Below are 25,265 nucleotides of genomic sequence, written 5' to 3'. Positions count from 1 at the left end.
ACGCAAAGCAGCTTTGATCAAGTCGAGCGATGGTAGTGGCTGTTTCGAATGGGAGGAGAGTTTCGATGCCGCTCGCGATGAACCGTGAGGTTTTCATTACCTGTGCCGTGACCGGGTCCGGCGGCTCGCAGGATCGCTCACCCCACGTGCCGCGCTCGCCCAAGCAGATCGCCGATTCGGCGATCGACGCGGCCAAGGCCGGCGCTGCCATCGTCCACTGTCATGTGCGCGACCCCGAAACCGGCAAGCCCAGGCGCGACGTGCATCTTTACCGCGAGGTGACCGAGCGCATCCGCGCGGCGGACATCGACGTCATCCTGAACCTCACCGCCGGCATGGGCGGCGACATGGTGTTCGGCTCGCCCGAGGCGCCGCTGCCGCTCAACGAAAAAGGCACCGATATGGGCGGCGCCACCAACCGCATGGAACATGTGCGCCAGTGCCTGCCGGAAATCTGCACGCTCGACTGCGGCACCATGAATTTCGCCGAGGCCGACTATGTCATGACCAACACGCCCGGCATGCTGCGCGCCATGGGCGGCATGATGACGGCGCTCGGCGTCAAGCCCGAGATCGAGGCCTTCGACACCGGGCATCTCTGGTTCGCCAAGCAACTGGTCGAGGAAAAGGTGCTCGATCCGGACGCGCTGGTGCAGCTCTGCATGGGCGTGCCGTGGGGGGCGCCCGACGACCTCAACACCTTCATGGCGATGGTCAACAACGTGCCGTCGACATGGAACTGGTCGGCTTTCGCCATCGGCCGCAACCAGATGGCCTACGCCGCTGCCGCCGTGCTCGCCGGCGGCAATGTCCGCGTCGGCCTCGAGGACAATCTGTGGCTGGACAAGGGGGTGCTGGCGACCAATGCGCAATTGGTCGAGCGTGCCGCCTCGATCGTCACCAATCTCGGCGCCCGGATCCTGGGGCCGGAAGAAGTGCGCAAGAAGCTCAACCTGACCAAGCGAGCGCCGATCGCGGCATAAATTATTCGCAGGGACGGTCGATATGGCTACTGTAAAATTCACCGCCATGAAGGATGGCGACAGGCAAGACTACGAGTTCCTGACCGCGCACGAGATCGACTACGCGGCCAGGACCGGCGAGCGGCTGCTCGACGCGCTGGTGCAGCTCGACGAAGGCCTGTCCGGCTACAAGATCACCCGGCTCGGCCATTCGCTGCAGGCGGCGACGCGGGCCTGGCGCGACGGCGCCGACACCGACTGGATAGCCTGTGCGCTTCTGCACGACATCGGCGACATCTACGCGCCCTACAATCACGACGAATACGCCGCTTCGATCCTGAAACCTTTCGTGCGCGAGCAATGCACCTGGGTGGTGGAGAAGCATGGCGACTTCCAGCGCCTCTATTACGCCCACCATCTCGGCGGCAATCGCCATGCGCGCGACCGCTTCGCCGGCCATGCCTATTTCGACGATTGCGACCAGTTTTGCGAACGCTGGGACCAGTCGAGCTTCGACCCTGACTATGAGACACTGCCGATCGACTTCTTCCGGCCGTTCGTGATCGAAGTCTTCGCCCGCAAAGCCTACGACCCATCGGTCATCCGCGCCGGCGAGCGCGTGCCTCTCACCGATCCCGAAACCGCCAGGACAAGAACCGGAGCCTCTCAATGAGCATCATCAACAAGGCGGCCGCCATCGGCGGCGGTGTCATCGGCGCCGGCTGGGTGGCGCGGCTCCTGCTCAACGGCATCGACGTGTCGATCTTCGATCCCGATCCCGAAGCTTCGCGCAAGGTCTCGGAAGTGATGAAGGGCGCGCGCCGCGCCTATAGGCAGATGGTGCCGGGCGGCCTGCCCAAGGAGGGCAAGCTGACCTTCGCCAAGACGATCGCGGAGGCGGTCGCGGATGCCGACTTCGTACAGGAAAGCGTGCCGGAACGGCTCGACCTCAAGCACAAGGTGCTGGCCGAGATCGACACCCACGCGCCGGCCAACGCCATCGTCGGTTCGTCGACCTCGGGCATCAAGCCGACCGACATGCAGGTGGCGATGAAGAAGCACCCGGAACGGCTGGTCGTCGGCCATCCGTTCAATCCGGTCTATCTGCTGCCGCTGGTCGAGATCGTCGGCGGCGACCAGACCTTCCCGGAAGCCATCGAGGTCGCCAAGGAGATCTATGCCTCGATCGGCATGAAGCCGGTCGTCATCCGCAAGGAGATCGAGGCTTTCGTCGGCGACCGCCTGCTCGAAGCCGCCTGGCGCGAGGCGCTGTGGCTGATCAAGGACGGCATCTGCACGGTCGAGGAACTCGACGACATCATGCGCTACGGCTTCGGCCTGCGCTGGGCGCAGATGGGCATGTTCCAGGTCTATCGTGTCGCCGGCGGCGAGGCCGGCATGCGCCACTTCATGGCGCAGTTCGGGCCCTGCCTGAAATGGCCGTGGACCAAACTGATGGATGTGCCGGAGTTCAACGACGAGCTGGTCGACCTGATCGCCACCCAATCTGACGACCAGGCGCACGGCCTGTCGATCCGCGAACTGGAAAAGATCCGCGACGACAATCTGGTCGCGATCATGGATGCGCTGTCGAAGCAGAACAAGGGCAAGGGCTGGGGCGCCGGCGCGCTGCACAAGGATTACACAAGACAGCTCGCCAAGCTGGCGGCGAAGAAGCCCGTGGCCTCAAAGGCAGCGGAAAGGGCCAGGGCCGCCAAGCCGGTGAAGAAAGCCGAAAAGCCGAGGAAAAAGAAGAAGGGCTGAGACCATGGATTTCGGTCTTTCGGAAGAGCAGAAACTCATTGTCGAGACGACGCGCGCCTTCGTCGAGAACGAGCTTTATCCGCACGAGCGCGAGGTCGAGCGCACTGGCGTGCTGCGCCGCGAGCTGATCGAGGAGATCAAGGCGAAGGCGATCGAGGCGGGCCTCTATGCCGCCAACATGCCTGCCGATGTCGGCGGCGCGGGGCTCGATACGGTGACCTGGCTGCTCTACGAGAAGGAACTCGGCCGCGCCAATTACGCGCTGCACTGGACCTGCGTGGCGCGCCCTTCCAACATCCTGCTCGCCGGCACGCCGGAGCAGCGCGAAAAGTATCTTTTCCCCTGCATCCGCGGCGAGAAATGGGACTGCCTGGCGATGACCGAGCCGGGCGCCGGCTCCGACCTGCGCGGCATGAAGGCGACCGCCGTGCAGGACGGCGACGACTGGGTGCTGAACGGCACCAAGCATTTTATCTCCCACGCCGATCTTGCCGATTTCGCCATCGTCTTCATGGCCTCGGGCGAAGAGGATTCACCGCGCGGAAAGCGCAAGAAGATCACCGCCTTCTTCGTCGACAAGGGCACCAAGGGTTTCACGGTGCGCGACGGCTATCGCAATGTCTCGCATCGCGGCTACACCAACGCCATTCTCGAATTCGACGACTGCCGGCTGCCGGCATCCCAGGTTCTGGGCGAGGTGCACAAGGGCTTCGACGTCGCCAATTCCTGGCTCGGCGCCACGCGCCTGCAGGTCGGCGCCACCTGCCTCGGCCGTGCCGAGCGGGCGCTTGGGCATGCGGTCGAATATGCCGCGCAGCGGCAGCAGTTCGGCCAGCAGATCGGCAAATTCCAGGGCGTGTCGTTCAAGCTCGCCGACATGGCGACGGAACTCAAGGCCGCCGACCTGATGGTGTTCGAAGCCGGCTGGAAGTACGATCAGGGAACCGTCACCGACCAGGACATGGCCATGGCCAAGCTGAAGGCCACCGAAATGCTCGCCTTCGTTGCCGACGAGGCCATCCAGATCCATGGTGGCATGGGGCTGATGGACGATCTGCCGCTGGAGCGCATCTGGCGCGACGCCCGCGTCGAACGCATCTGGGAAGGCACGTCGGAGATTCAGCGACATATTATTTCGCGGGCGCTGCTGCGCCCGTTCGGGGCTTGATCGATGCATAAACTTGAACGCCTCCTGCGCCCCAAATCGATCGCCGTGTTCGGCGGCGTGCAGGCCGCCGCCGTCGTGGCGCAATCGATCAAGATGGGCTTTGCCGGCGAGATCTGGCCGGTGCACCCAACCAAGGACGAAGTTGCCGGACGCAAGGCCTACCGATCCGTCGCCGATTTGCCCGGCGCGCCAGACGCGGCCTTTGTCGGCGTCAACCGGCACCTCACCATCGAGGTGATCAAGGCGCTGGCCGAACGCGGCGCCGGCGGCGCCGTCTGCTTTGCCGCCGGCTTCCTCGAGACCGAGGCCTATGACGAGGACGGCGAAAGGCTGCAGGCCGAACTGGTCGCCGCCGCCGGCCAGATGCCGATCATCGGCCCGAACTGCTACGGCCTGATCAACTATGCCGACGGCGCGCTTTTGTGGCCAGACCAGCATGGCGGCATCAGGTTGGAAGAGGGCGGCAAGGGTGTCGCCATCATCACCCAGTCGTCCAACATCGCCATCAACATGACGATGCAGAAGCGCGGCCTACCGATCGCCTTCCTGATGACCGCAGGCAACCAGGCGCAGACCGGCCTGTCCGAAATGGCGCTCGGCCTGATCGAGGACGAGCGCGTCACCTCGCTTGGCCTGCACATCGAGGCGTTCGATTCGGTAGCCGGCTTCGAGCGCCTGGCGGCAAGGGCACGTGAGCTCAAGAAGCCGATCATCGCCATGAAGGTCGGCCGCTCCGAGCAGGCGCGGCAGGCAACCGTCTCGCACACGGCGTCACTCGCCGGCTCGGACGCTGCTTCCGGCGCCTTCCTGAAGCGGCTTGGCATCGCTCGCGTCGATTCCATCCCCTCCTTCATCGAGGCGCTGAAGCTGCTGCACATCACCGGCCCGCTGCCTGGATATACCTTGTCGTCGATGAGTTGTTCGGGCGGCGAGGCATCGGTCATGGCCGACAGCGCCGAAGGCCGATGGGTCAACTTCCCGGTCCTGAACGACACCCATCGCGCCCATGTCAAATCGACGCTCGGGCCGCTGGTCGCGGTGGCCAATCCCCTGGACTATCACACCTTCATCTGGAACAACGAGCCGGCGATGACCGCCACCTTCACCGCCATGGTGTCGGGCGGCTTCGACCTCAACATGCTGGTGCTCGACTTCCCGCGTCCCGATCGCTGCTCGGTGACCGACTGGTGGGCGACGCTGCGCGCTTTCGAATCGGCGCTGAAGACCAACAAGGCGCATGGCGCCATCGTCTCCTCGCTGCCGGAGAACCTGCCGGAGGAATACACCGCCGAGCTGATGGCGCGCGGCATGGTGCCGCTTTTCGGCATTTCCGAAGCGATGGACGCCGCCCAGGCGGCGGCCTTCATCGGCTGGGCCTGGCGCGAGCCGCAGGCGCAGCCGGTGGATACATCGGCGTCGGGCGCGGCCGGTGGCGATCATGTTACGCCCGACGAGGCGCAAGCCAAGGCGCGGCTGATCAAGGCCGGGCTTCCAGTGCCAAAAGGCGAACGCGCCGGCAATGCGGTCGAAGCGGTGATCTCGTCGATGGCGCTCGGCTTCCCCGTCGCCCTGAAGGCGCTTGGCGTCACCCACAAGTCCGAGGTGGGCGCCGTCAGGCTGAACCTCAAGGACGCCGAATCGGTCAGCACCGCGGCGCATGACCTGTTGCCCCTCGGCACCGGGCTCTATGTCGAGCGCATGGTGCGCGACGGCGTCGCCGAACTGATCGTCGGCTTCACCCGCGACCCGATGTTCGGCGCCGTGATGACACTGGGCACTGGCGGCGTGCTGGTCGAATTGCTGCGCGACAGCGTCACGCTGATGCTGCCGGCAACGCGCGACGACATCGAGGCCGCACTGCGCGGCCTGAAACTGTTCCCGCTGCTCGAGGGCTATCGCGGCCGGCCGAAGGCCGATCTCGCGGCCGCCATCGACGCCATCGCGGGTATTGCCGGCTTCGTGCAGGAGAATGCCGGCGAGATCGAGGAACTCGACATCAATCCACTGATCGTCTGCTCCGAGGGCAAGGGTGCCTGGATCGCCGATGCGCTGCTGGTGCTGGGAGAAAACAAGAATGCCTGACGTCATTTCGACCCGCCGCGAAGGCTTGATCCTCGAGGTCACGCTCGACCGCCCCAAGGCCAATGCCATCGATCTGAAAACATCGCGGCTGATGGGCGAAACCTTCAAGGCGTTCCGCGACGATCCCGATCTGCGCGTCGCCATCGTCAAGACCGCCGGCGACAAGTTCTTCAGCGCCGGCTGGGACCTCAAGGCCGCCGCGAGCGGCGACGCGGTCGACGGCGACTATGGCGTCGGCGGTTTCGCCGGTCTGCAGGAACTGCGCGACCTGAACAAGCCGGTCATCGCCTGCGTCAACGGCATGGCGGTGGGCGGCGGCTTCGAGCTGGCGCTGTCCTGCGACCTCATCTACGCCTCCGACCACTCCTCCTTCGCGCTGCCCGAAATCCGCGCCGGCACGCTGGCCGACGCGGCGACGATCAAGCTGCCGAAGCGCATCCCCTATCATGTCGCCATGGACCTTTTGCTCACCGGCCGCTGGATGGATGTCGCCGAGGCGCATCGCTGGGGCCTGGTCAACGAGGTGCTGCCCAAGGAAAAGCTCGAGGACCGCGTCTGGGAGATCGCCCGGCTGCTCGCCAGCGGCCCGCCGCTGGTGTTCGCAGCGATCAAGGAGACCGCGCGGGTGGCGGAATCGCTGACCTTCCAGGAGGCGATGAACAAGGTGACGCGCCGGCAACTGCCGACGGTCGATGCGCTGTACGGTTCCGAGGACAATATGGAAGGTTTCCGCGCGTTTGCGGAGAAGCGGGAGCCGGTTTGGAAGGGGAAATAATTCAGAGATGACGGCGCCTGCCACCCCCCTCTGCCCTGCCGGGCATCTCCCCCGCAAGGGGGGAGATCGGATGACGTTTCCGCCTTCGCCAATCGCCAGCGCTGCGACAAAAGCACCGCAGGCGAAGCTGCCAATCTCCCCCCTTGCGGGGGAGATGTCCGGCAGGACAGAGGGGGGTGCCTGGGCTCGACCTTTGACGTCGGTTGAGCCGACATGACCGACTACAAAACCCTGATCGACGCCGAGACCTGGGCCTTCATCGAGCGGACGAATTCCTATTATCCGCCCGACACGATCGATTACACGGTCGCGCAGCAGCGCGAGATCTACGATCGCATGTGCCGTGAGTTCTTTGCCGGCTATCCCGAGGGGGTGACTGCGGAGACCACCGCTATTGCCGGGCCGGCATGCGATGTCCCGATCCGCATCTACCGCAACGCAAAGCCGGACCATGCCGCCATGGTGCTCTACCTCCATGGCGGGGGCTTCATCCTCGGCGGGCTGGACAGCCATGACGACGTCTGCGCCGAGCTTTGCGGCCGCACCGGTTATGAGGTGGTCTCGGTCGACTACCGGCTGGCGCCGGAGCATCTGCATCCGGCCGCTTTCGACGATGCGATGAGCGCCATCGAATGGGCCGCCGGGACCTACGACCGCCCGGTCTTGCTGTGCGGTGACAGCGCCGGCGGCAATCTTTGCGCCGCCGTTGCGCACGCGACCCGTGGCCGCGCGAAAAAGCCGATCGGCCAGGTGCTGATCTATCCCGGTCTCGGCGGCGATCGCGCGCGCGGCTCCTATGTGACGCATGCCGAAGCGCCGATGCTGACGGTGCGCGACCTTGAATTCTACAAACACGTCCGTACCGGCGGCGTGGACCAGACCGGTGACATCACGCTGTATCCGCTGGCCGATGCCGATTTCGCCAATCTGCCGCCGACCGTGCTGATTACCGCCCAGTGCGACCCGCTGTCATCCGATGGCGAGGCTTATCGCGACCGCATCGTCGCGGCAGGCGGGCGCGCCACCTGGTTCGAGGAGCCCGGCCTGGTGCACGGCTATCTCAGGGCCCGGCATGCCGTTGGCCGCGCCCGCGCGAGCTTCACCCGGATCGTCGACGCGGTGGCCACGCTCGGAAAGGGCGGCTTAACCTGGTAGGACGAGTGGTTGTCCGCTCAGGACGCCTTGGCCAGGAAGCTCTGATAATCCGATTTCGCCTGCAGCAGGCGCAGCACGTTCTCGCGCGAACCGCGCACATGCGCGCGGGCCAGCGCGCCGGCGCGGCTGACATCCTTTGCGCAGATCGCCTCGACGATCTCGGCGTGTTCGTCGCGGGCGATCTTCCATTCATCGAGCCACAAGAGTTCGGTCCAGACATAGTGCTGGCACTTGTCGAGGATGCCGCACAGCATGCCATGCAGCATGACATTGCCGCTGATCTCGGCAATGACGCGGTGGAGATCGATGCCGACCTCCAGCTCCTGGAATTTTTCCCGCGTCGTGCGGTCGGGAATGGCGGCCAGCCGCTCGCATTCGGCCAGCATGGCGCGCAGCCGCGCCTTGTCCTTCTCGGTCGCGGCGGCCGCCGCCAATTCCGTTGCATGACCGTCGAGCAGTTCGCGGATGGCGAAGGCCTCGCGGAACATGTTGATGTCGAACTCGGTGACGGCATAGCCCTGGCGCGGCCGGCCGGTGACCAGCCCGTCGCGCTCCAGGCGATTGAAGGCTTCGCGCACGGGGGTGCGGCTGACATTGAGTTTCGCCGCGATGTCGCTTTCGGTGACGCGTGAACCCGGCGGAATCTGGCCGGTCACGATCATCGCCTTGAGCGCGGAATAGACCGAGTCGCGAAGCGTGTTTTTTGGTTCCTTGGCCAAGTTCCATTTCCAGTTCTCCGGCCGCTTTAGCCGGACATCGCCTCGTTTGTAGTCGCAGTCGGCGTAATTTGCCACGCCCCGCGGCGTCGTCCCTACCGCCCAACCGATCGCGCCCGCCGCAGTTGACAACACCGATCTCTCGGCTACATTCTAAATTGTATACAAAATCGCATGCTAAATCAAAAACAAGTGGGAACACCGGTCGGAGAACCGAAATGAACAGGACCACCAGCTTTAGAACTCTAGCGATAGCCGGGCTCATTGCCTCCGTGGCAGTGCCCGCCGTCGCCGCCGACACGATCACCGTCGCCTCATGGGGCGGCACCTATCAGGAGGCGCAGACCAAGGCCTTCTTCAAGCCGACCGCCGATGCGCTCGGCATCACCATCAAGGAAGACACGACCAACGGCCTCGATGACGTACGCCTGCAGGTGACCGGCAATGCGGTGAAATGGGACATCACCGAACTCGGCGCCGACGAATGCGCGCGCGGCTCGAAGGAAGGGCTGTTCGAAAAGCTGGATTACGGCATCATCGACAAGAGCGGCATCAACCCCAAGCTGGTGCATGACGATTGGGTCGGCATTTCCTACACGTCCGTCGTGCTGATCTATCGGACCGATGTCTTCGGCGACAAGGGCCCGAAGACATGGGCCGACTTCTGGAACGTGGAAAAGTTTCCGGGACGGCGCGCGCTGAGCAGCAGCCAGGCGACGGAGACGCTGAGCGTCGCAGCACTCGCCTCCGGCCTGCCGATCGACAAGGTCTATCCCGTCGACATCGACGGCGCGCTGAAATCGGTCGACAAAATCCGGGGCCATGTCGATGCCTGGTGGACCTCCGGCGCCCAGGCCATGCAACTGGTGAAGGATGGCGAAGTCGACATGGCGAGCATCTGGAACGGCCGCGCCGGCACTTTGAAGAAGGAGGGCGCGCCGGTCAGCTTCTCCTTCGACCAGGGCGTGCTCACCGCCGATTGCATGGTCATCCCCAAGGGCGCCAAGAACAAGGACGCGGCGATGAAGGCGCTGGCCATGTTCGTCAGCCCGCAATTGCAGGCCAACCTGCCGCTCTATGTCGACAATGGGCCGGTGAACGAGAAGGCCTTCGAGACCGGCAAGATCCCGCCGGAGCGGATCAAGGACATCAACTCGGCGCCCGAAAACGTCAAGAAGCAGGTATTGCAGGATGCCGAGTTCTGGCGCGACAACCTCGTCGAGGCGACGGAAAAGTTCAACAACCTGATCCAGCAATAGCCGGAATCCTGACATTGCGGGACGGCACCAGCGCCGCCCCGCTGCTTCAGTCTCTGCCTCGGAGATAACGATCTTGTCCATTGCACCATCCGCGCTGCCGATCGGCATGCGCGCGATCGAGAAACGATTTGGCAGCGTGCCGGTGCTGCGCGACCTGAACCTCGATGTCGAGGCCGGCGAGTTCCTGACGCTGCTTGGGCCTTCGGGCTCGGGGAAGACGACGCTGCTGATGATCCTGGCCGGTTTCGTGCGAGCCAATGGCGGATCGATCAAGGTCGGCGGCGACGAGATCATCACCACGCCGCCGCACCGGCGCAATATCGGCATGGTGTTCCAGAACTATGCGCTGTTTCCGCATATGAACGTCTTCCACAACATCGCCTTTCCGCTGAAGCAGCGCGGCGTCGGTGTGACAGAGACAGCGCAGCGGGTGGAGAAGGCGCTGGAGCTGGTGAAGCTGCATGGCCTGGGCGAGCGCCGGGTGGACCAGCTTTCCGGCGGCCAGCGCCAGCGCGTGGCCCTGGCGCGCGCCATCGTCTTCGAGCCGCGCATCGTCTTGATGGACGAACCGCTGTCGGCGCTCGACAAGGGCCTGCGCGAGCATATGCAGATCGAATTGCGTGCGCTTCATCGCCGTCTCGGCATGACCACGGTCTATGTCACGCACGACCAGCGCGAAGCCATCACCATGTCGGACCGTATCGCGGTGATGAACGGCGGCCGCATCGAACAGCTCGACCGGCCCGAAACGCTTTATGCCGCGCCGAAGACGCAATTCGTAGCCGGCTTCATCGGCGAATCGAACTTCATCCCGGTCGAAAGCCGCAATGGCTCGGTCTGGTATGAGGACAGGCTGATCCAGACCGGCGCACCGACGCCGCCGGCCGGTCCGCATCTGATGGTGGTGCGGCCGGAGAAGCTGCGGCTGGTCACGGCATCCGACCCGTCGACCGGCGTCAATGTGCTCGATGCGACGGTCGGCGACATCATCTACCAGGGCGACAGTTTCGTCTGCTATGCCAGCCTGCGCGACGGCCGCCAGCTGACGCTGCGCGACTATTGCCGCAGCGATGTGCTGGCAAGGCTGCCGGCGCCCGGCCAGCCGATCACGCTCGGCCTCGATGCCAAGGACACGATCCTGGTGGCGGCCGAGGGATGAGCGCGCAGTCCGCCTTCCTGACGGAGACCGCCAGTCCGGCGGGGCAGGACCTGAACGCGCAGGCCCTGCGCGCCGATGCGCGGCGCGAGTCATTGCGGCTGCTGGCGCTGCTGGCGCCGAGCCTGTTCCTTGTCTGCGCGATCATCATCGTGCCGATCGGCTGGCTGTTCTGGCTGTCGCTGTTCGACGAGACCGGCGCCTTGAGCGCCGCCAACTATGCGCGTTTCTTCGAGCAGGCCTCCTACATCAGGACCTTCATCACCACCTTCGAGGTCGCCTTCATCGTCACCGGCGCCTGCGTGCTAACAGGCTATCCTCTGGCCTACATGTTGTCGCAGCTGCCGCGCCGGGCCGCATCGATCTGCCTGATCTTCGTCATCCTGCCGTTCTGGACGTCGGTGCTGGTGCGCACCTATGCCTGGCTGGTGATCCTGCAGCGCAAGGGCCTGATCAACAGCTGGCTGATCGATCTCGGCGTGATCAGCCAGCCGCTGTCGCTGGCCAACAATTTTTCGGGCGTCGTCATCGGCATGACGCATATATTGCTGCCGTTTCTGGTCTTGCCGCTCTATGCCTCGATGAAGACGATCGACACCGACTGCCTGCGCGCCGGCATGAACCTCGGCGCCGGCCCGGCCGCCACCTTCCGGCAGATCTTCTTTCCGCTGTCGGTGCCGGGCCTCGCCTCCGGCGTGGTCATCGTCTTCGTGCTGTGCCTCGGTTTCTTCGTGACGCCGGCGCTGATGGGTGGCGGCAAGGTGGTGATGTGGGCGATGCGCATGGAACAGACCACCAGCCTCTATTCCAACTGGGGCGCCGGTGCGGCACTCGGCGTGGTGCTGCTGGTGGTCACGTTGGCGCTTCTCGGCCTGTTCCAGTGGCTGCTCGGCGCGCGGGCCACCGGCGTATGGAGTTCGCGATGAGTGAAGATATCGGATTGCCGATCTCGCACCGGCAACGGCTGTGGCTCTACGCCTTCGGCGGCCTCGTGCTGCTGTTCCTGATCGCGCCGTCGGTCATCATCGTCATCATGTCGTTTTCGGATTCGACGCTGCTGCAGTTTCCGCCGCGGCAATGGTCGCTGCGCTGGTATGAAAGCTATTTCCAGTCGCTGGAATGGCGCGACGCCACCATCGTGTCGGTGAAGGTAGCTGTCATGACCGCGCTGGTGGCGACCCCGCTCGGCACTGCCGCCGCCTATGCGATCAACCGGGGCACGCTGCGCTTCAACGGCACCATCAACGCGCTGCTCACGGCGTCGCTGATCATCCCGGTGATCCTGGTCGGCATCGGCACCTTCTTCCTCTATGCGCGCATCGGCCTCAACAACACGCTGACCGGCCTGGTCATCGCGCATACGGTGCAGGCGCTGCCGCTGGTGGTGCTGACGGTGCTGTCGGGCCTGCGCTCCTACGACATGAACCAGGAGCGGGTGGCGCGCAGCCTGGGTGCGGGGCGCATCGCCGCCTTCTGGCAAGTGACGATGCCGCAGATCCGCTTCTCGATCGTCTCGGGTGCGCTGTTTGCCTTCATCACCTCCTTCGACGAAGTTGTCGTCTCGCTGTTCATCTCGGGCGGGGAGACCACGACACTGACACGCCGCATGTTCAACGCGCTGCGCGACCAGATCGACCCGACCATCGCCGCCATCTCGACCTGCCTGATCGTGCTGTCTGTCGCGCTGTTGTCACTGGCGCAGATCTTCGGCCGCCGGCATTGATTTCATCGGACCCATTCGCTTCAAGTGACCCATTTTTTCAAGACACCGGGGATATCCAGATCAGATGCGTGATTTCCAGTTTCCCGGCCGCTCGCCGGTTCGTGCCACGGAAGCGATTGCCGCGACATCGCATCCGCTTTCGACGCTTGCGGCCATCGAGATGCTGCGCGCCGGCGGCAATGCCATGGATGCCGCCATCTGCGCCGCCGCCGTGCAGGGCGTGGTCGAGCCGCAATCGACGGGGATAGGCGGCGATTGCTTTGTCCTCTACTGCCCCAAGGGACGGAGCGAAGTGCTGGCTTTCAACGGCTCGGGGCGTGCGCCGGCGGCCGCGACCGTCGACTGGTATCGCGACAAGGGGTTTAGCGAGCTCCCCAAACAGGGGCCGCATGCGGTGACCGTGCCGGGCGCCATCGACGCCTGGTGCCGGCTGCTGGAGGACCATGGCAGCAAGAGCCTGGCCGAAGTGCTGGCGCCGGCGATCCACTATGCCGAGAGCGGCTATGTCGTGCACGACCGCGTCGCCTTCGACTGGGCCGAACCCGAAACCGATCTTTCCGCCGACGAGCATGCCGCGCGCATCTTCCTGCCGGGCGGCATGGCGCCGAAGGCCGGCGACGTGCACAAGCAGCCGGCGTTGGCCGCCACTCTCCGGGTGATCGCCAAACAGGGCCGCGCCGGGTTCTACGAAGGCGCGGTCGCCGACGACATGGTGCGCCGGCTCAAGGAGCTGGGCGGGCTGCACACGGCGGACGATTTCGCCGCGACCAGGGGCGACTATGTGGCGCCGGTGAGCGTCAGCTATGGCGGCCACGAGATCCACCAGATGCCGCCGAACAACCAGGGGCTGACGGCGCTTTTGATGCTGAACGTGCTGTCGGGCTTCAAGCTCGGTGGGCTCGACCCTAACGGCGCCGAGCGCCTGCACCTGGAGATCGAGGCCGGGCGGCTGGCCTATCGCGACCGCGACCGTTTCGTCGGCGACCAGGACCATGTCCCGGTGCCGGTGAGGCAGCTTCTCTCGGCCGCCTATGCCGACCGGCTGCGCGCCGAGATCGACCGCGAGCGCGCCATGACCCATTTGCCCGACGTGCAGCTGCCGGGCAGCGACACGGTCTATATCTCGATCGTCGACCGCGACCGCAACGCGGTCTCCTTCATCAACTCGACCTATTATTCGTTCGGCAGCGGCGTCGTCGGTCCCAAGACCGGCGTCGTGCTGCAGAACCGCGGCTCGAGCTTCCGCCTCGATCCGGCCCACCCCAACGCCATCGCGCCCAGCAAGCGGCCGATGCACACGATCATGCCCGGCATGGCGACCAAAAACGGCCGCGTGGTGATGCCGTTCGGCGTCATGGGCGGCGGCTACCAGCCCTTCGGCCATGTCCATCTTCTGACCAACATGATCGATTTCGGCATGGACCCGCAGCAAGCGCTCGACGCGCCGCGCGTGTTCTACAATGACGGTATGGTGGAGGCGGAGCGCAACGTGCCCGCCGAGGCGGTCGAAGGCCTGCGGCGGCGCGGCCACGCCATCACCGAGCCGCACCATCCGCTCGGCGGCGGCCAGGCGGTGCTGATCGACTGGGAAAAGGGAACGCTGACGGGGGCATCCGATCCGCGCAAGGACGGGATGGCGCTGGGGTATTGAGGAACTACCGGGCGCGGGCGCTGCCCCTCACCTGCCTGCCGGCATCCTCTCCCCGTATAGTGACGGGGAGAGGGGACACTGTCATCGACAGTTTCGCCAATCGCCCACGCTGAACAGGCGCCGAGACCGAAACTGCCCCTTTCTCCCCGTCCCTATACGCCCGGCAGGGCAATGAGGGGCGGCGCTGACATCAGATGGACTTTCGCAAGCCATAGTCTTGAAACATAGCTGGTGACCATGACCCAAATCCACACAGACCTTTCCCACCGCCTCGTCGCCGGCGCCGACGACGCGCCGGCGATCCTGGCACCCGACAGGCCGACGCTGACCCATGGCAGGCTGCGCGCGCTGATCGCCACCACCGCCACGCAGCTCCATGCACGCGGCATCGGCCGAGGCGACCGGGTGGCGATCGTGCTGCCCAACGGGCCGGAGATGGCGACGGCCTTCATCGCTGTCGCCGCCACAGCCTCGACGGCGCCGCTCAACCCCGCCTACCGGGCGGACGAGCTCGATTTCTACCTGACCGACATCGGCGCCAAGGCGATCCTGGTCGCCGAGACCGAGACTGGCCCTGCCGTGACTGTGGCCGAGCGCCTTGGCATCGGCGTGCTGCGGCTCATCGCGCCGCCGGACGCGCCGGCCGGCAGCTTCACCATCGAAGGCGCGGCGGTCGGACCGCAAGCGGCTCCCGCCATGGCTGGAGATGATGACATCGCGCTTTTGCTGCACACCTCCGGCACGACGTCGCGGCCCAAGCTGGTGCCGCTCAGCCATGCCAATGTCGCGGCCTCCGCCCGCCATATCGGCGCGACGCTCGGCCTGACGGCTAGCGATCGCTGCCTCAACATCATGCCGCTGTTCCATATCCATGGGCTGATCGCGGCGGTGCTGTCGTCGCTGGCATCGGGCGGCAGCATCTACTGCACGCCAGGCTTCAACGCGCTGCGCTTCTTCCAGTGGCTGAGTGACGCGAAGCCGAGCTGGTACACGGCCGTGCCGACCATGCACCAGGCGATCCTGGCGCGCGCGGCGCGTAACCCGGAAGCATTGGCGGCGGCGCGCCTGCGTTTCATCCGCTCGTCCTCGGCCTCGCTGCCGGCGCAGGTGATGGCCGAGCTCGAGGCGACTTTCGGCTGCCCGGTCATCGAAGCCTATGGGATGACCGAGGCCGCGCACCAGATGGCGTCGAACCGGCTGCCGCCCGGCCTGCGCAAGCCGGGCAGCGTCGGTGCCGCCGGCGGACCCGAAGTCGCCGTGATGGCGCCGGACGGCCGGCTAATGCAGGCCGGCGAAACGGGCGAGATCGTCATTCGCGGCCCCAATGTCACCTCAGGCTACGAGAAGACCCCGGACGCCAACGCCACGGCCTTCGCGCATGGCTGGTTCCACACCGGCGACCAGGGCGTGCTCGACGATGACGGCTACCTCAGGGTAACCGGCCGGCTGAAGGAAATCATCAACCGCGGCGGCGAGAAGATCTCGCCGCTCGAAGTCGACAATGTGCTGATGGACCATCCGGCGGTGGCGCAGGTCGTCACCTTCGCCATGCCGCATGACAAGCTCGGCGAGGAGGTGGCCGCGGCCGTGGTGCTGCGCGAAGGCATGAGCGCCAGCGAGGGCGATATCCGCGCCCATGCCGCGATGCGGCTCGCCGACTTCAAGGTGCCGCGCAAGGTGCTGATCCTGGAGGAGATCCCCAAAGGCGCGACCGGCAAGCTGCAGCGCATCGGGCTCGCCGCCAAGCTCGGGCTCTGATGATGAAGATCACCATCTTCGGCGCCGGCGCCATCGGCGGCTACCTCGCGGCCAAGCTGGCGATTGCCGGCCGCACCGAGCTGTCGATCGTCGCCCGCGGCGCGCATCTCGACGCGATCAAGGCCAATGGCCTGCGCCTGATAGAGGAAGGACAGGAAACGACCGCCCCGGTCAGGACCGCCGCAAAGGCGGAAGAGCTTGGCGAACAGGACTATGTCGTATTGGCGCTGAAGGCGCATTCCGTCGCGCCCGCGCTCGACCAGATCGCCCCGCTGCTTGGGGACCACACAGCGGTCGTCACCATGCAGAACGGCGTTCCCTGGTGGTATTTCCACAAAAACGGCGGCGCGCTCGAAGGCACCAGACTGCAGCAGGTCGACCCCGGCGGCACGATCTGGGACCGGCTCGGCCCGCGGCGTGTCATCGGTTCGGTGGTCTACCCCGCCGTCGAGGTCGATGCGCCCGGCCTGATCCGCCATGTCGAAGGAAAACGCTTCTCGCTCGGCGAACCCTCGGGCGAGAAGAGCGAAAGGGTCACGCTCCTGGCCGGGGAGATGGTCAAGGCCGGGCTGCAGGCGCCGGTGCGCGACGACATACGCGCAGAGATCTGGATAAAACTGTGGGGCAATCTCTCCTTCAACCCGATCTCGGCGCTGACCGGCTCGACGCTTGCCGCGATCGTCGCCGACGAGGGCACCCGCATGCTCGCCCGCGCCATGATGCTGGAAGCGCAAGCGATCGGCGAAAGCCTCGGCGTGCGCTTCCCCATAGACGTCGACCGCCGCATCAAGGGCGCCGGCGACGTCGGCGACCACAAGACCTCGATGCTGCAGGACCTGGAACGCGGCCGCCCGATGGAGATCGACGCGCTGGTGGGCGCCGTGCAGGAGCTGGGCCGGCTGACGGGCAAGCCGACGCCGGCGATCGATGGGGTGCTGGCGCTGGTGAAGAGGCTGGCGGTGGAGCGGGGGTGTTATGGGTGAATAGGAAACCGACATCGGTTAGTGCCTGCCGTCCCGAATGACCGGAGAGAGACGTCCATAACTCTACCGGTTGGACGGCCGCTTTGCGCCTCATCTCGATTATCGAAGTCAGCTGTGCCGCCGCCAAAAAGCGGGCGTTGGTGACGACGCATCAGACGTGACGGGTGCGCCAGGACCGTACCTAGCCGTGACCCATATGTGATGTCGACTTGTCCTTAGTTCCCGCTTGTAAAGCGTTGCAGGGCCAAGGTTCCACAGCCGGTAGACACGATCGGGCTCGGCCAAGCCGCGGCCGGGTTCTGTCAAGATATTTGCGCTCCGACGCGGAGTGGATAGCTGCTTCTGCCGACTTTTTTCCGCAAGGTGGAGAAAAACAGTTGGCGACCTACTTCAGAAGGTAGGAACGAACGCTGACTTCAGATTGAAAGGAACGCGCAATGCCGAAGACTACGATTTACCCTTGGTACGCCAAGGACGGGGAAGAGGCCGTGGGCCGCTTCTCCCGAGATCTTTTCCAATAGCGCATTTGGTGCCGATCACCGTGCACGCTCGCCATCGTGACCAAGTGATCCGCTGTACTTCGGTCTTCCGCTTGCAGTGCTTCCCTGCTTAATTCGAGGAAATTTGCACAATTATAGGGTTGCGGCATGATACCAATCTACATCGGCTATGATCCACGGGAATCCCGCGTTCTAGACGTAGCGCGATGGAGCGCTTATCGGCGGACAAGCAGGCCGTTGCAGATACTACCATTGGTGCTCAAAGACCTTGAAGCCCAAGGAATTATGAAGCGACCGATGGTGGTACGGGATGGTAAGCTCTGGTGCCCGATTTCCGAGGCGCCGATGGCGACAGAGTTTGCCATATCGCGCTTTGCCGTTCCGTTTATAAGGCAAGGCGGCTGGGCCATGTTCTGCGATTGTGATGTCCTGTTTCTGAAGGATCCAGCCAAGCTGCTCGATCTAGTCGATCCTTCCTACGCGATTATGGCGGTTAAGCACCAGCAACGCGAATCCGAAGCGGTCAAGATGGACGGACAAATGCAGACGTTCTATCGCCGCAAAAACTGGTCGTCGGTCGTTTTGTGGAATCTAGATCATCCCTCCAACAAACGGCTGACCAACGAGATGCTCAATACGTGGCCTGGACGTGACCTCCACGCCTTCAAATGGCTTGAGGACCACGAGATCGGGGAATTGCCTCTGGCATGGAACTACCTCGTAGGGGCTTCGGCTTCGGAACTCGATCCCGCCGATGTCTCGCTGGCGCACTACACGCTCGGCGGTCCTTGGTTTGCGGGCTGGTCCGGCACCACGCAATGGGACGAATTGTGGAGGCGAGAAGAGAGCATTCTGCGCGCGTTTGAGGAACATGCCGTTCAGGTTCCTGCATGAAAACTCCGCTTTTGGATTTCTTGCCAATCTTCTCAAAGCCAACTCTTCGGTTGCCCAGGGCCACTGGTCCCGCCTTGGTGATGGGGTCGGCGCCGAATTTTCGCCTCCCGGAGGGACATGGTGTCGATTGGGCACTTGTGACCGTCAATGCTTCCCAGCTTTTGGCGGAAACGTTCGGCCTCCGCCTTCCTGATATCGCAGTCATCCGCCGCGGCATTTTAGTCGGCGCGAGCGAACAGGACTTCTACAAGCGCGATTTGTTAAAGGGACGGCAGGCGAAACATCTGATCGTGCCGGTTTGGCCGGACGTTGAAGACAAGCTGAAAGCTGGTTGTCGCACCTTCAATTATGGTTTTGATACCTTGCAGGCGCTCACCAAATGGCAACTTGCCAACATCGTCTGGCGGCTTAGCGGCAAATATCATGTGTCCCGCGGCTGGCACCGGAAAATCTCCACCGGAGCCTTCGCGATCATGTTGGCGCGTTTCGCCGGCTTCGCCCCTGTTGTAGTCAGCGGGTTGTCCCTGTCCCAGGCTGGGCATGGATACGACACCCGAAATGCCTTTCGATATCATGCCGACGAAGATGCGGATTTGCTTCGCCTGGTAGTGAGTAGAGGCGAGCCAATCTACGCGGAGGATAGGGACTTCGCCGCGGAAACTGGATTGCCCTTATGGCAGGGACAGATGCGATGACGAGTTCTTCTTAGGGATTGCAACATGGGCTGTCCCGAACGCTATAGCAAAGATGATCTAGCTCCGATGAGATATCCATTTCTCGGAGCTGCGAACCGACCAACGACCAACATTACCCGCCCTCCAGGAGGTTGGTGTGCTGAATATCTCGATGGTTGATCGGCAGACTATCAAGTCCATTCTCGTTATTCAGACGAAGTACATCGGGGACATCATTCTGACTTCGGTGCTCGTGCGAAATCTGCGCCTCGCTTACCAAACGCTGCGATAGCCATGCTCTGCGCTCCTGGCCTGCGAGACTTCGTAACCAGCCAGAATATCGCGGACGTGGCCATCGGGTTCGACGGTAGAAGTGCTGGTAGAAGTCTGCTTCAGCGGGTGAAGGAATATTCAAGCTTGGTAGCTGACCTCCGTCGCCGAAAATTCGATCTCACCATTGATGTAACTGACTCGAAGACGTCAAGGATATTGCACAGGTCAATCGGCGCTTCGCTGCGCGTTGGGTACACCCCCCCGGAAAAGCCCCTGAAGTTTTGGGAAGGTCAGCCTGCTAATATATTTGCTAAACCCTTTGGTCATGGAGGCGCGCACTATTTGTACCGATATTTGTCCCCGCTTGAAGCCCTTGGGATAGAATTACGCGAAGTGACGCCGAGGCTTGAACCCACACCGGTTGGGCGAAGCGCGTCTACCCAGGTTCTGGCGCAAAGCAAGCTGGCTGTAAAAGCTTTCGTCGCTGTGCACGCTGGAGCAAGGTTCGAAGGGCGGTGTTGGCAACCTGAACGGTTCGCTGCAATAATCGACGAGGTTTATGCCGCGACGGGCCTGCGGTCACTACTGGTTGGTGGACCTAATGAAGGCTCAACCGCGCAGACAATCTTGGACATGGCAGCGTCACCATTGGCGAGCGTTGTTGGTAAGATCTCGCTTGAGACATTAACTGCTTTGCTTGCGGATGCATTTATCTTTCTGGGAAACGAGAGCGGCCCAATGCACCTGGCTGCGTCAGTCGGAACCCCGGTTGTGGGGCTTTATGGCCTCACGCCACCCGACATCTGGGGACCTCTTGGGGTGCTTCACCGCACGGTTGAGCCGCCGTTGCCTTGCCAGTGCATTGCGCCCGATTTGTGCAAGCCCGGCAATCCGGGCGGCGTGTACTGCGTTCATCGACTACCCTTTGCCAAGGTCGCTCAGGCGACACGAGACCTGATAGATGCAGTGAGGCAGCAGGCGAACGAGACGGCCAATCAAACCGACTCACTCCGGTAGAAACAGCGATGACCGGCCCGCGTGAAACCGTGAAGAAGGCACTGCAGACCTATGTCGACGAGATCGTGCGATCATCAATTCGGTGATAGGCATGCGGTAAAGGATCGCCAGTAGCGATGCAAACCCTAGGTCACCCCTTCCCCGCCCTTCCCAGCACCCGCGCGTAAAGCTCCCCCACAATCCCGCGTCGAAACACCAGCACGCAGACCATGAAGATCAGGCCGGTGGCGATGGTCACGGGGAAACCTGAGGTGGCGAGCGTGTTTTCCAGGCCGACGACGAGGCTGGCGCCGATGATGGGGCCGACCATGGTGCCGATGCCGCCGAGCAGCGTCATCAGGATGACCTCGCCCGACATCTGCCAGGTGACGTCGGTGAGCGTGGCGAACTGGAAGACGATCGCCTTCAGCGAGCCGGCGAGCCCGGCCAGCGCCGCCGACATGACGAAGGCGGCGAGCTTGTAGCCGGCTACGGAATAGCCCAGCGAAATGGCGCGGTTCTCGTTTTCGCGGATCGAACGCAGGATCATGCCGAAGGGCGAATTGACGATGCGCCAGATGGCGAAGATGCCGAGAAGGACCACGACAAGCACGAAATAATAGATGTTCATCGGGGCGTTGAGGTCGAGGACACCGAACAGGACGCCGCGCGGCACGCCCTGGATGCCGTCCTCGCCTTGCGTGAACGGCGCCTGCACGCAGAAGAAGAAGAACATCTGCGACAGCGCCAGCGTGATCATGGCGAAATAGATGCCTTGCCGGCGAATGGCGAAGAAGCCCATGACGAGGCCGAGCAGGGCCGCACCCGCCATGCCGAGCAGGATGCCGGCTTCCGGCGGCCAGCCCCAGACCTTGACGGCGTGCGCGGTGAAATAGGCGGCGCCGCCGAAGAAGGTGGCGTGGCCGAAGGACAAGAGGCCGGTATAGCCGAGCAGGAGATTGAAGGCGCAGGCAAACAGCGCGAAGCACAGCATCTTCATCAGGAAGATCGGGTAGACGAAGAACGGGGCCGCCAGCAGCGCCGCTATGCCGAGCCCGACCAGCACCCATTCGAGCCTTGGCGAGGGTTTGGCCGATGCCTCGCGCAGCGAAAGCCCGGCCATGTCGGATGTCTCTTCCGCCATCTCAGGCGTCCTTTCCGAACAGGCCGGCCGGCCGGACCAAAAGCACGATCGCCATGATGACGAAGACCACCAGGTTGGAGGCCTCGGGGTAAAAAACCTTGGTCAGGCCTTCGGCGAGGCCAAGCATGTAGCCGGTGACGATGGCGCCGAGGATCGAGCCCATGCCGCCGACCACGACGACGGCGAAGACGACGATGATGAGATCCGATCCCATCAGCGGGCTGACCTGGTAGATCGGCGCGGCCAGGATGCCGGCGAGCCCGGCCAGCGCCGAGCCGAGGCCGTAGGTGAGGGTCAAAAGCAACGGCACGTTGACGCCGAATGCCTGGACGAGGCGAGGATTCTCGGTCGCGGCGCGCAGATAGGAACCGAGCCTGGTCTTCTCGATCAGCGCCCAGGTGCCGAAGCAGACGATCAGCGAGGCGACCACGACCCAGCCGCGATAAATGGGCAGGAACATGAAGCCGAGATTGGTGCCGCCGGCCAGCAGCGGCGGCACGGCGTAGGGGTTTCCCGACACGCCGTAATAGTAGCGGAAGATGCCTTCGAGCACGAGCGCGAGGCCGAAAGTGAAGAGCAGGCCGTAGAGCGGATCGGTGTCGTAGAGCCGCGACAGCGCCAGGCGCTCGACCACGACGCCGAAGATGCCGACAATCAGCGGCGCCAGGACCAGCGCCGGCCAATAGCCGATGCCGAGATGGGTGAGCAGGAGATAGCCAATGAAGGCGCCCAGCATATACTGGGCGCCATGGGCGAAGTTGATGACGCGCAGCAGGCCGAAAATCACGGCCAGGCCAAGGCTCAGCATGGCGTAGAAGGAGCCGTTGATCAGCCCGACCAGCAATTGGCCGAGCAATGCCTGGACGGGGATGCCGAAGATCATCGTCATGGCGCCATCATACACCCAGGATTTCGTGGAGCAGCGTCATGCGGTCCGCCAGTTCGCCGGTGGGAAACCCGGCCACGACCTTGCCGTGCTCCATCAGGTAGAAACGGTCGGCGACACGGCTGGCGAAGCGGAAATTCTGCTCGACCAGCAGGATGGTCATGCCGCGCTGCTTCAGCGTCGCCAGCAGCTCGCCGATGCGCTGGACGATGACAGGCGCGAGGCCCTCGGTCGGTTCGTCCAAGAGCAGCATCTTGACGCCGGTCCGCAGCATGCGCGCGATCGCCAGCATCTGCTGTTCGCCGCCCGACAGCCGCGTGCCGGGACTGTTGCGCCGCTCCTTCAGATTGGGGAACAGATCGAAGATTTCCTCGACGCTCATGCCGCCCGGGGCGACGACCGGCGGCAGCACCAGGTTCTCGTCGACGGTCAGCGTCGAGAAGATGCCGCGTTCCTCCGGCACGAAGCCGATGCCCTGGTGCGCGGTGCGGTGCAGCGGTAGCCGCATCAGGTCGGCGCCGTCGAAAACGACCTTGCCGGTGCGCCGGCGGATCAGGCCCATGATGGCGCGCAGCGTCGTCGTCTTGCCGACGCCGTTGCGGCCGAGCAATGTGACCGTCTCGCCGGCAAACACTTCGAGGTCGACGCCGTGCAGCGCATGGCCCTCGCCATACCAGGCATTGAGGCCGCGGACCGCGAGCAGGGGCGAAGCGCTAGTCATCGGCGGTGCCCATGTAAGCCACCTTGACGCGCTCGTCGCGGCTGACGGTGGCGTAGTCGCCGGCCGCGAGCACCTCGCCGCGCTGCATCACCGTTATCCAGTCGCAGAGATCGGCCACCACGGTCAGATTGTGCTCGACCATCAGAACCGCGCGGTCGCCCGCCACCGAGCGGATGAGGGCGGAAACCGTGGCCACGTCCTCATGGCCCATGCCGGCCATCGGCTCGTCGAGCAGCAGCACTTTGGGATCCAGCGCCAGCGTCGTGGCGATCTCGAGCACGCGTTTCCTGCCATAGGAAAGATCGCCGGCCAGCCTGTTCGCGGCATCGTCGAGGCCGACGGACCGCAACAGTTCCATGGCACGCGGCGTCAACCGGTCGAGCGCCGCCAGCGAGCGCCAGAACTGGATGCCGAGCCCGGCCGGCCGCTGCAGCGCGACGCGAACATTGTCGAGCACGCTGAGATGCGGAAAGATCGCCGATATCTGGAACGAGCGCACCAGCCCCATCCGCGCTACTTTGGCCGGCGAGGTGCGGGTGATGTCGTGGCCGAGCAGCTCGATCCTGCCGCTGGTCGGCGCCAGGAATTTGGTCAGCAGGTTGAAAACGGTCGTCTTGCCGGCGCCGTTGGGGCCGATCAGCGCATGGATGTTGCCATGGCGGACATCGAGATCGACATTCCTGACGGCGACGAAGCCGGCAAAGTCACGCCGCAGGCCGCGAGCGGAAAGCACCACCCGCGGCTCTTCCGCGTTCAGATCAGGCGGCACCGTGGCCGCGCCGGTCACTGGGCGGCCGTCGCGCAGCCGCTGTCCTTCTCGCTCAGGAACGCCTCCTTGCCGGGGATGGTGGCGAGGTATTTGTAATAATCCCAGTCCTTGGTGCTCTCGCTGGGCGCCTTGACCTGGTAGAGATACATATCGTGGACCATGTTGCCATCGGCCTGGACCTTGCCGCCGGTGATGACGGCGTCGTCCACCGGCAGCGAATGGAGTTGCTTGGCGACCGCTTCGGTCTCGTCGGTGCCGGCCTTGTCGATCGCCTTCAAATACTGCGTCACCGCCGAATAGGTCGCGGCCTGGATCATGTTCGGCATGCGGTTGGTGCGCTTGAAGAAGCGCTGCCCGAATTCGCGGCTCTTGTCGTCGCGGTCCCAGTAATAGCCCTCGGTCAGCACGACGCCTTGCGCCGCCTGCAGGCCGAGCCCATGCACCTCGGCCAGTGTGAACAGGAGCGCCGCCAGGCGCTGGCCGCCCTGGACGATGCCGAATTCGGCCGCCTGTTTGATGGAATTGGAGGTGTCGAGGCCGGCATTGGCCAGCCCGATGACCTTGGCGCCCGAAGATTGCGCCTGCAGCAGGAAGGACGAATAGTCGGTCGCGCCGAGGGGATAACGCACCTCGCCCAGCACCTTGCCGCCATGGCTCTCGACGAACTTGGCGGTCTGCTCCTTCAGCGAATAGCCGAACGCATAGTCGACGGTGACGAAGAACCAGCTGTCGCCGCCCTGCTGCACCAGCGAGCCGCCGGTGCCCACCGCCTGCGAGTGGGTGTCATAGGCCCAGTGGAAGCCGTAGGGCGAGCACTGCTTGCCGGTGAGGTCGGTGGTCGCCGCACCGGTGACGATGTCGATCTTCTTCTTTTCCTTGGAAATCCCCTGCACGGCGAGCGCGACCGAAGAGGTCGTCAGCTCCATGATGGCGTCGACCTGCTCGGTGTCATACCACTGGCGGGCGATGTTGGAGGCGATATCGGGCTTGTTCTGGTGGTCAGCGCTGATGATCTCGACCGGCGCTCCCTGCACCTTGCCGCCGAAATCCTCGACCGCCATCCTGGCCGCCTCGACCGACCATTTGCCGCCGAAATCGGCATAGACGCCGGATTGATCGTTGAGGATGCCGATCTTGACCTTGCCATCGGAAATCTCGGCGGCCGAGGCGGGGATAGTGGTGGCCGCGAGAAGCGCGGCGGAAACGACATGGCGTAGCTTCATGAGTTTACTTCCTCCCAATGTGGATGAATCCGC

General features: G+C 64.1%; 23 protein-coding genes. 17 read left to right on the top strand and 6 right to left on the bottom strand.

Annotated features, from left to right (window positions below; all coding sequences use genetic code 11):
* Positions 1 to 65 precede the first annotated feature (65 nt).
* The 7 genes from LB524_RS07830 to LB524_RS07800 all read left to right on the top strand — a co-directional run bounded on the left by LB524_RS07830 (position 66) and on the right by LB524_RS07800 (position 7,906).
* Positions 66 to 983 carry a 3-keto-5-aminohexanoate cleavage protein gene (locus LB524_RS07830; protein WP_224525008.1) on the top strand — a complete coding sequence of 306 codons (918 nt, stop codon included), beginning with the start codon at positions 66 to 68 and terminating at the stop codon, positions 981 to 983.
* Between the two features lie 22 nt (positions 984 to 1,005).
* Positions 1,006 to 1,635 carry an HD domain-containing protein gene (locus LB524_RS07825; protein ID WP_224525005.1) on the top strand — a complete coding sequence of 210 codons (630 nt, stop codon included), beginning with the start codon at positions 1,006 to 1,008 and terminating at the stop codon, positions 1,633 to 1,635.
* On the top strand, positions 1,632 to 2,726 hold the full coding sequence (locus tag LB524_RS07820) for a carnitine 3-dehydrogenase (protein ID WP_224525002.1): 1,095 nt from the start codon (positions 1,632 to 1,634) through the stop codon (positions 2,724 to 2,726). Before LB524_RS07825 ends, LB524_RS07820 begins: the two co-directional genes overlap by 4 nt.
* 4 nt (positions 2,727 to 2,730) lie before the next feature.
* The gene (locus LB524_RS07815) at positions 2,731 to 3,894 is read left to right on the top strand and encodes an acyl-CoA dehydrogenase family protein (RefSeq protein ID WP_023772121.1); all 1,164 of its coding nucleotides are present in this window, start codon (positions 2,731 to 2,733) and stop codon (positions 3,892 to 3,894) included.
* Between the two features lie 3 nt (positions 3,895 to 3,897).
* The gene (locus LB524_RS07810; RefSeq protein WP_224524999.1) at positions 3,898 to 5,976 is read left to right on the top strand and encodes an acetate--CoA ligase family protein; all 2,079 of its coding nucleotides are present in this window, start codon (positions 3,898 to 3,900) and stop codon (positions 5,974 to 5,976) included.
* The gene (locus LB524_RS07805; RefSeq protein WP_015314607.1) at positions 5,969 to 6,751 is read left to right on the top strand and encodes a carnitinyl-CoA dehydratase; all 783 of its coding nucleotides are present in this window, start codon (positions 5,969 to 5,971) and stop codon (positions 6,749 to 6,751) included. The genes LB524_RS07810 and LB524_RS07805 overlap by 8 nt, the downstream gene beginning before the upstream one ends.
* Positions 6,752 to 6,964: 213 nt before the next feature.
* Entirely contained in the window at positions 6,965 to 7,906 is a 942-nt protein-coding gene (locus LB524_RS07800; RefSeq protein WP_224524995.1) for an alpha/beta hydrolase, read from the top strand.
* 17 nt (positions 7,907 to 7,923) lie between these two features.
* Here the strand turns inward: LB524_RS07800 and LB524_RS07795 are convergent, their stop codons facing one another.
* Positions 7,924 to 8,625, bottom strand: coding sequence for a GntR family transcriptional regulator (locus tag LB524_RS07795; protein WP_224524993.1), 702 nt, complete (start codon positions 8,623 to 8,625; stop codon positions 7,924 to 7,926).
* Positions 8,626 to 8,840: 215 nt separating this feature from the next.
* On the opposite strand from LB524_RS07795, the gene LB524_RS07790 reads away from it, so the two are divergent.
* The 10 genes from LB524_RS07790 (at position 8,841) to LB524_RS07745 (ending at position 20,510) form a co-directional block, all read left to right on the top strand.
* A complete protein-coding gene (locus LB524_RS07790) occupies positions 8,841 to 9,881 on the top strand; it encodes an ABC transporter substrate-binding protein (protein ID WP_023772116.1) in 1,041 nt (346 codons plus the stop codon).
* 73 nt (positions 9,882 to 9,954) lie between these two features.
* On the top strand, positions 9,955 to 11,040 hold the full coding sequence (locus tag LB524_RS07785; protein WP_224524988.1) for an ABC transporter ATP-binding protein: 1,086 nt from the start codon (positions 9,955 to 9,957) through the stop codon (positions 11,038 to 11,040).
* A complete protein-coding gene (locus tag LB524_RS07780) occupies positions 11,037 to 11,963 on the top strand; it encodes an ABC transporter permease (RefSeq protein WP_015314612.1) in 927 nt (308 codons plus the stop codon). The genes LB524_RS07785 and LB524_RS07780 overlap by 4 nt, the downstream gene beginning before the upstream one ends.
* Positions 11,960 to 12,760, top strand: a complete 801-nt coding sequence (locus tag LB524_RS07775; protein WP_224524973.1) for an ABC transporter permease — start codon at positions 11,960 to 11,962, stop codon at positions 12,758 to 12,760. The genes LB524_RS07780 and LB524_RS07775 overlap by 4 nt, the downstream gene beginning before the upstream one ends.
* A gap of 64 nt (positions 12,761 to 12,824) precedes the next feature.
* Positions 12,825 to 14,411: a gamma-glutamyltransferase gene (gene ggt, locus LB524_RS07770; protein ID WP_224524970.1), complete on the top strand. Its 1,587-nt coding sequence runs from the start codon at positions 12,825 to 12,827 to the stop codon at positions 14,409 to 14,411.
* Positions 14,412 to 14,648: 237 nt separating this feature from the next.
* Positions 14,649 to 16,169: an acyl--CoA ligase gene (locus tag LB524_RS07765; RefSeq protein ID WP_224525449.1), complete on the top strand. Its 1,521-nt coding sequence runs from the start codon at positions 14,649 to 14,651 to the stop codon at positions 16,167 to 16,169.
* Between the two features lie 2 nt (positions 16,170 to 16,171).
* Complete coding sequence (locus LB524_RS07760) at positions 16,172 to 17,152, top strand: 2-dehydropantoate 2-reductase (RefSeq protein ID WP_224524968.1); 981 nt, start codon at positions 16,172 to 16,174, stop codon at positions 17,150 to 17,152.
* A 755-nt stretch (positions 17,153 to 17,907) separates the two neighbouring features.
* Positions 17,908 to 18,546, top strand: coding sequence for a hypothetical protein (locus LB524_RS07755; RefSeq protein ID WP_224525446.1), 639 nt, complete (start codon positions 17,908 to 17,910; stop codon positions 18,544 to 18,546).
* A complete protein-coding gene (locus tag LB524_RS07750) occupies positions 18,543 to 19,241 on the top strand; it encodes a hypothetical protein (RefSeq protein ID WP_224524950.1) in 699 nt (232 codons plus the stop codon). The genes LB524_RS07755 and LB524_RS07750 overlap by 4 nt, the downstream gene beginning before the upstream one ends.
* Before the next feature lie 327 nt (positions 19,242 to 19,568).
* Positions 19,569 to 20,510 (top strand): glycosyltransferase family 9 protein, encoded by a 942-nt coding sequence (locus tag LB524_RS07745; RefSeq protein WP_224524948.1) that lies wholly within the window; start codon positions 19,569 to 19,571, stop codon positions 20,508 to 20,510.
* A 130-nt stretch (positions 20,511 to 20,640) separates the two neighbouring features.
* On the opposite strand, the gene LB524_RS07740 is transcribed toward LB524_RS07745, so the two are convergent.
* From LB524_RS07740 to LB524_RS07720, 5 genes are read right to left on the bottom strand one after another with little or no spacing between them, the layout of a single operon-like run.
* Positions 20,641 to 21,612, bottom strand: a complete 972-nt coding sequence (locus LB524_RS07740; RefSeq protein ID WP_411909904.1) for a branched-chain amino acid ABC transporter permease — start codon at positions 21,610 to 21,612, stop codon at positions 20,641 to 20,643.
* A 22-nt stretch (positions 21,613 to 21,634) separates the two neighbouring features.
* Positions 21,635 to 22,522: a branched-chain amino acid ABC transporter permease gene (locus LB524_RS07735; protein ID WP_140619728.1), complete on the bottom strand. Its 888-nt coding sequence runs from the start codon at positions 22,520 to 22,522 to the stop codon at positions 21,635 to 21,637.
* Between the two features lie 7 nt (positions 22,523 to 22,529).
* On the bottom strand, positions 22,530 to 23,240 hold the full coding sequence (locus LB524_RS07730; protein ID WP_015314622.1) for an ABC transporter ATP-binding protein: 711 nt from the start codon (positions 23,238 to 23,240) through the stop codon (positions 22,530 to 22,532).
* Positions 23,233 to 24,027 carry an ABC transporter ATP-binding protein gene (locus tag LB524_RS07725; protein WP_224524940.1) on the bottom strand — a complete coding sequence of 265 codons (795 nt, stop codon included), beginning with the start codon at positions 24,025 to 24,027 and terminating at the stop codon, positions 23,233 to 23,235. The genes LB524_RS07730 and LB524_RS07725 overlap by 8 nt, the downstream gene beginning before the upstream one ends.
* The gene (locus LB524_RS07720) at positions 24,024 to 25,232 is read right to left on the bottom strand and encodes an ABC transporter substrate-binding protein (protein WP_224524937.1); all 1,209 of its coding nucleotides are present in this window, start codon (positions 25,230 to 25,232) and stop codon (positions 24,024 to 24,026) included. The genes LB524_RS07725 and LB524_RS07720 overlap by 4 nt, the downstream gene beginning before the upstream one ends.
* Positions 25,233 to 25,265 lie beyond the last annotated feature (33 nt).

This window comes from Mesorhizobium sp. ESP6-5 (genome assembly GCF_020164695.1).
GTDB lineage: Bacteria > Pseudomonadota > Alphaproteobacteria > Rhizobiales > Rhizobiaceae > Mesorhizobium > Mesorhizobium australicum.
The sequence above is the reverse complement of the archived record's forward strand: the minus strand, read 5'-3'. Positions and strand labels throughout refer to the sequence as shown.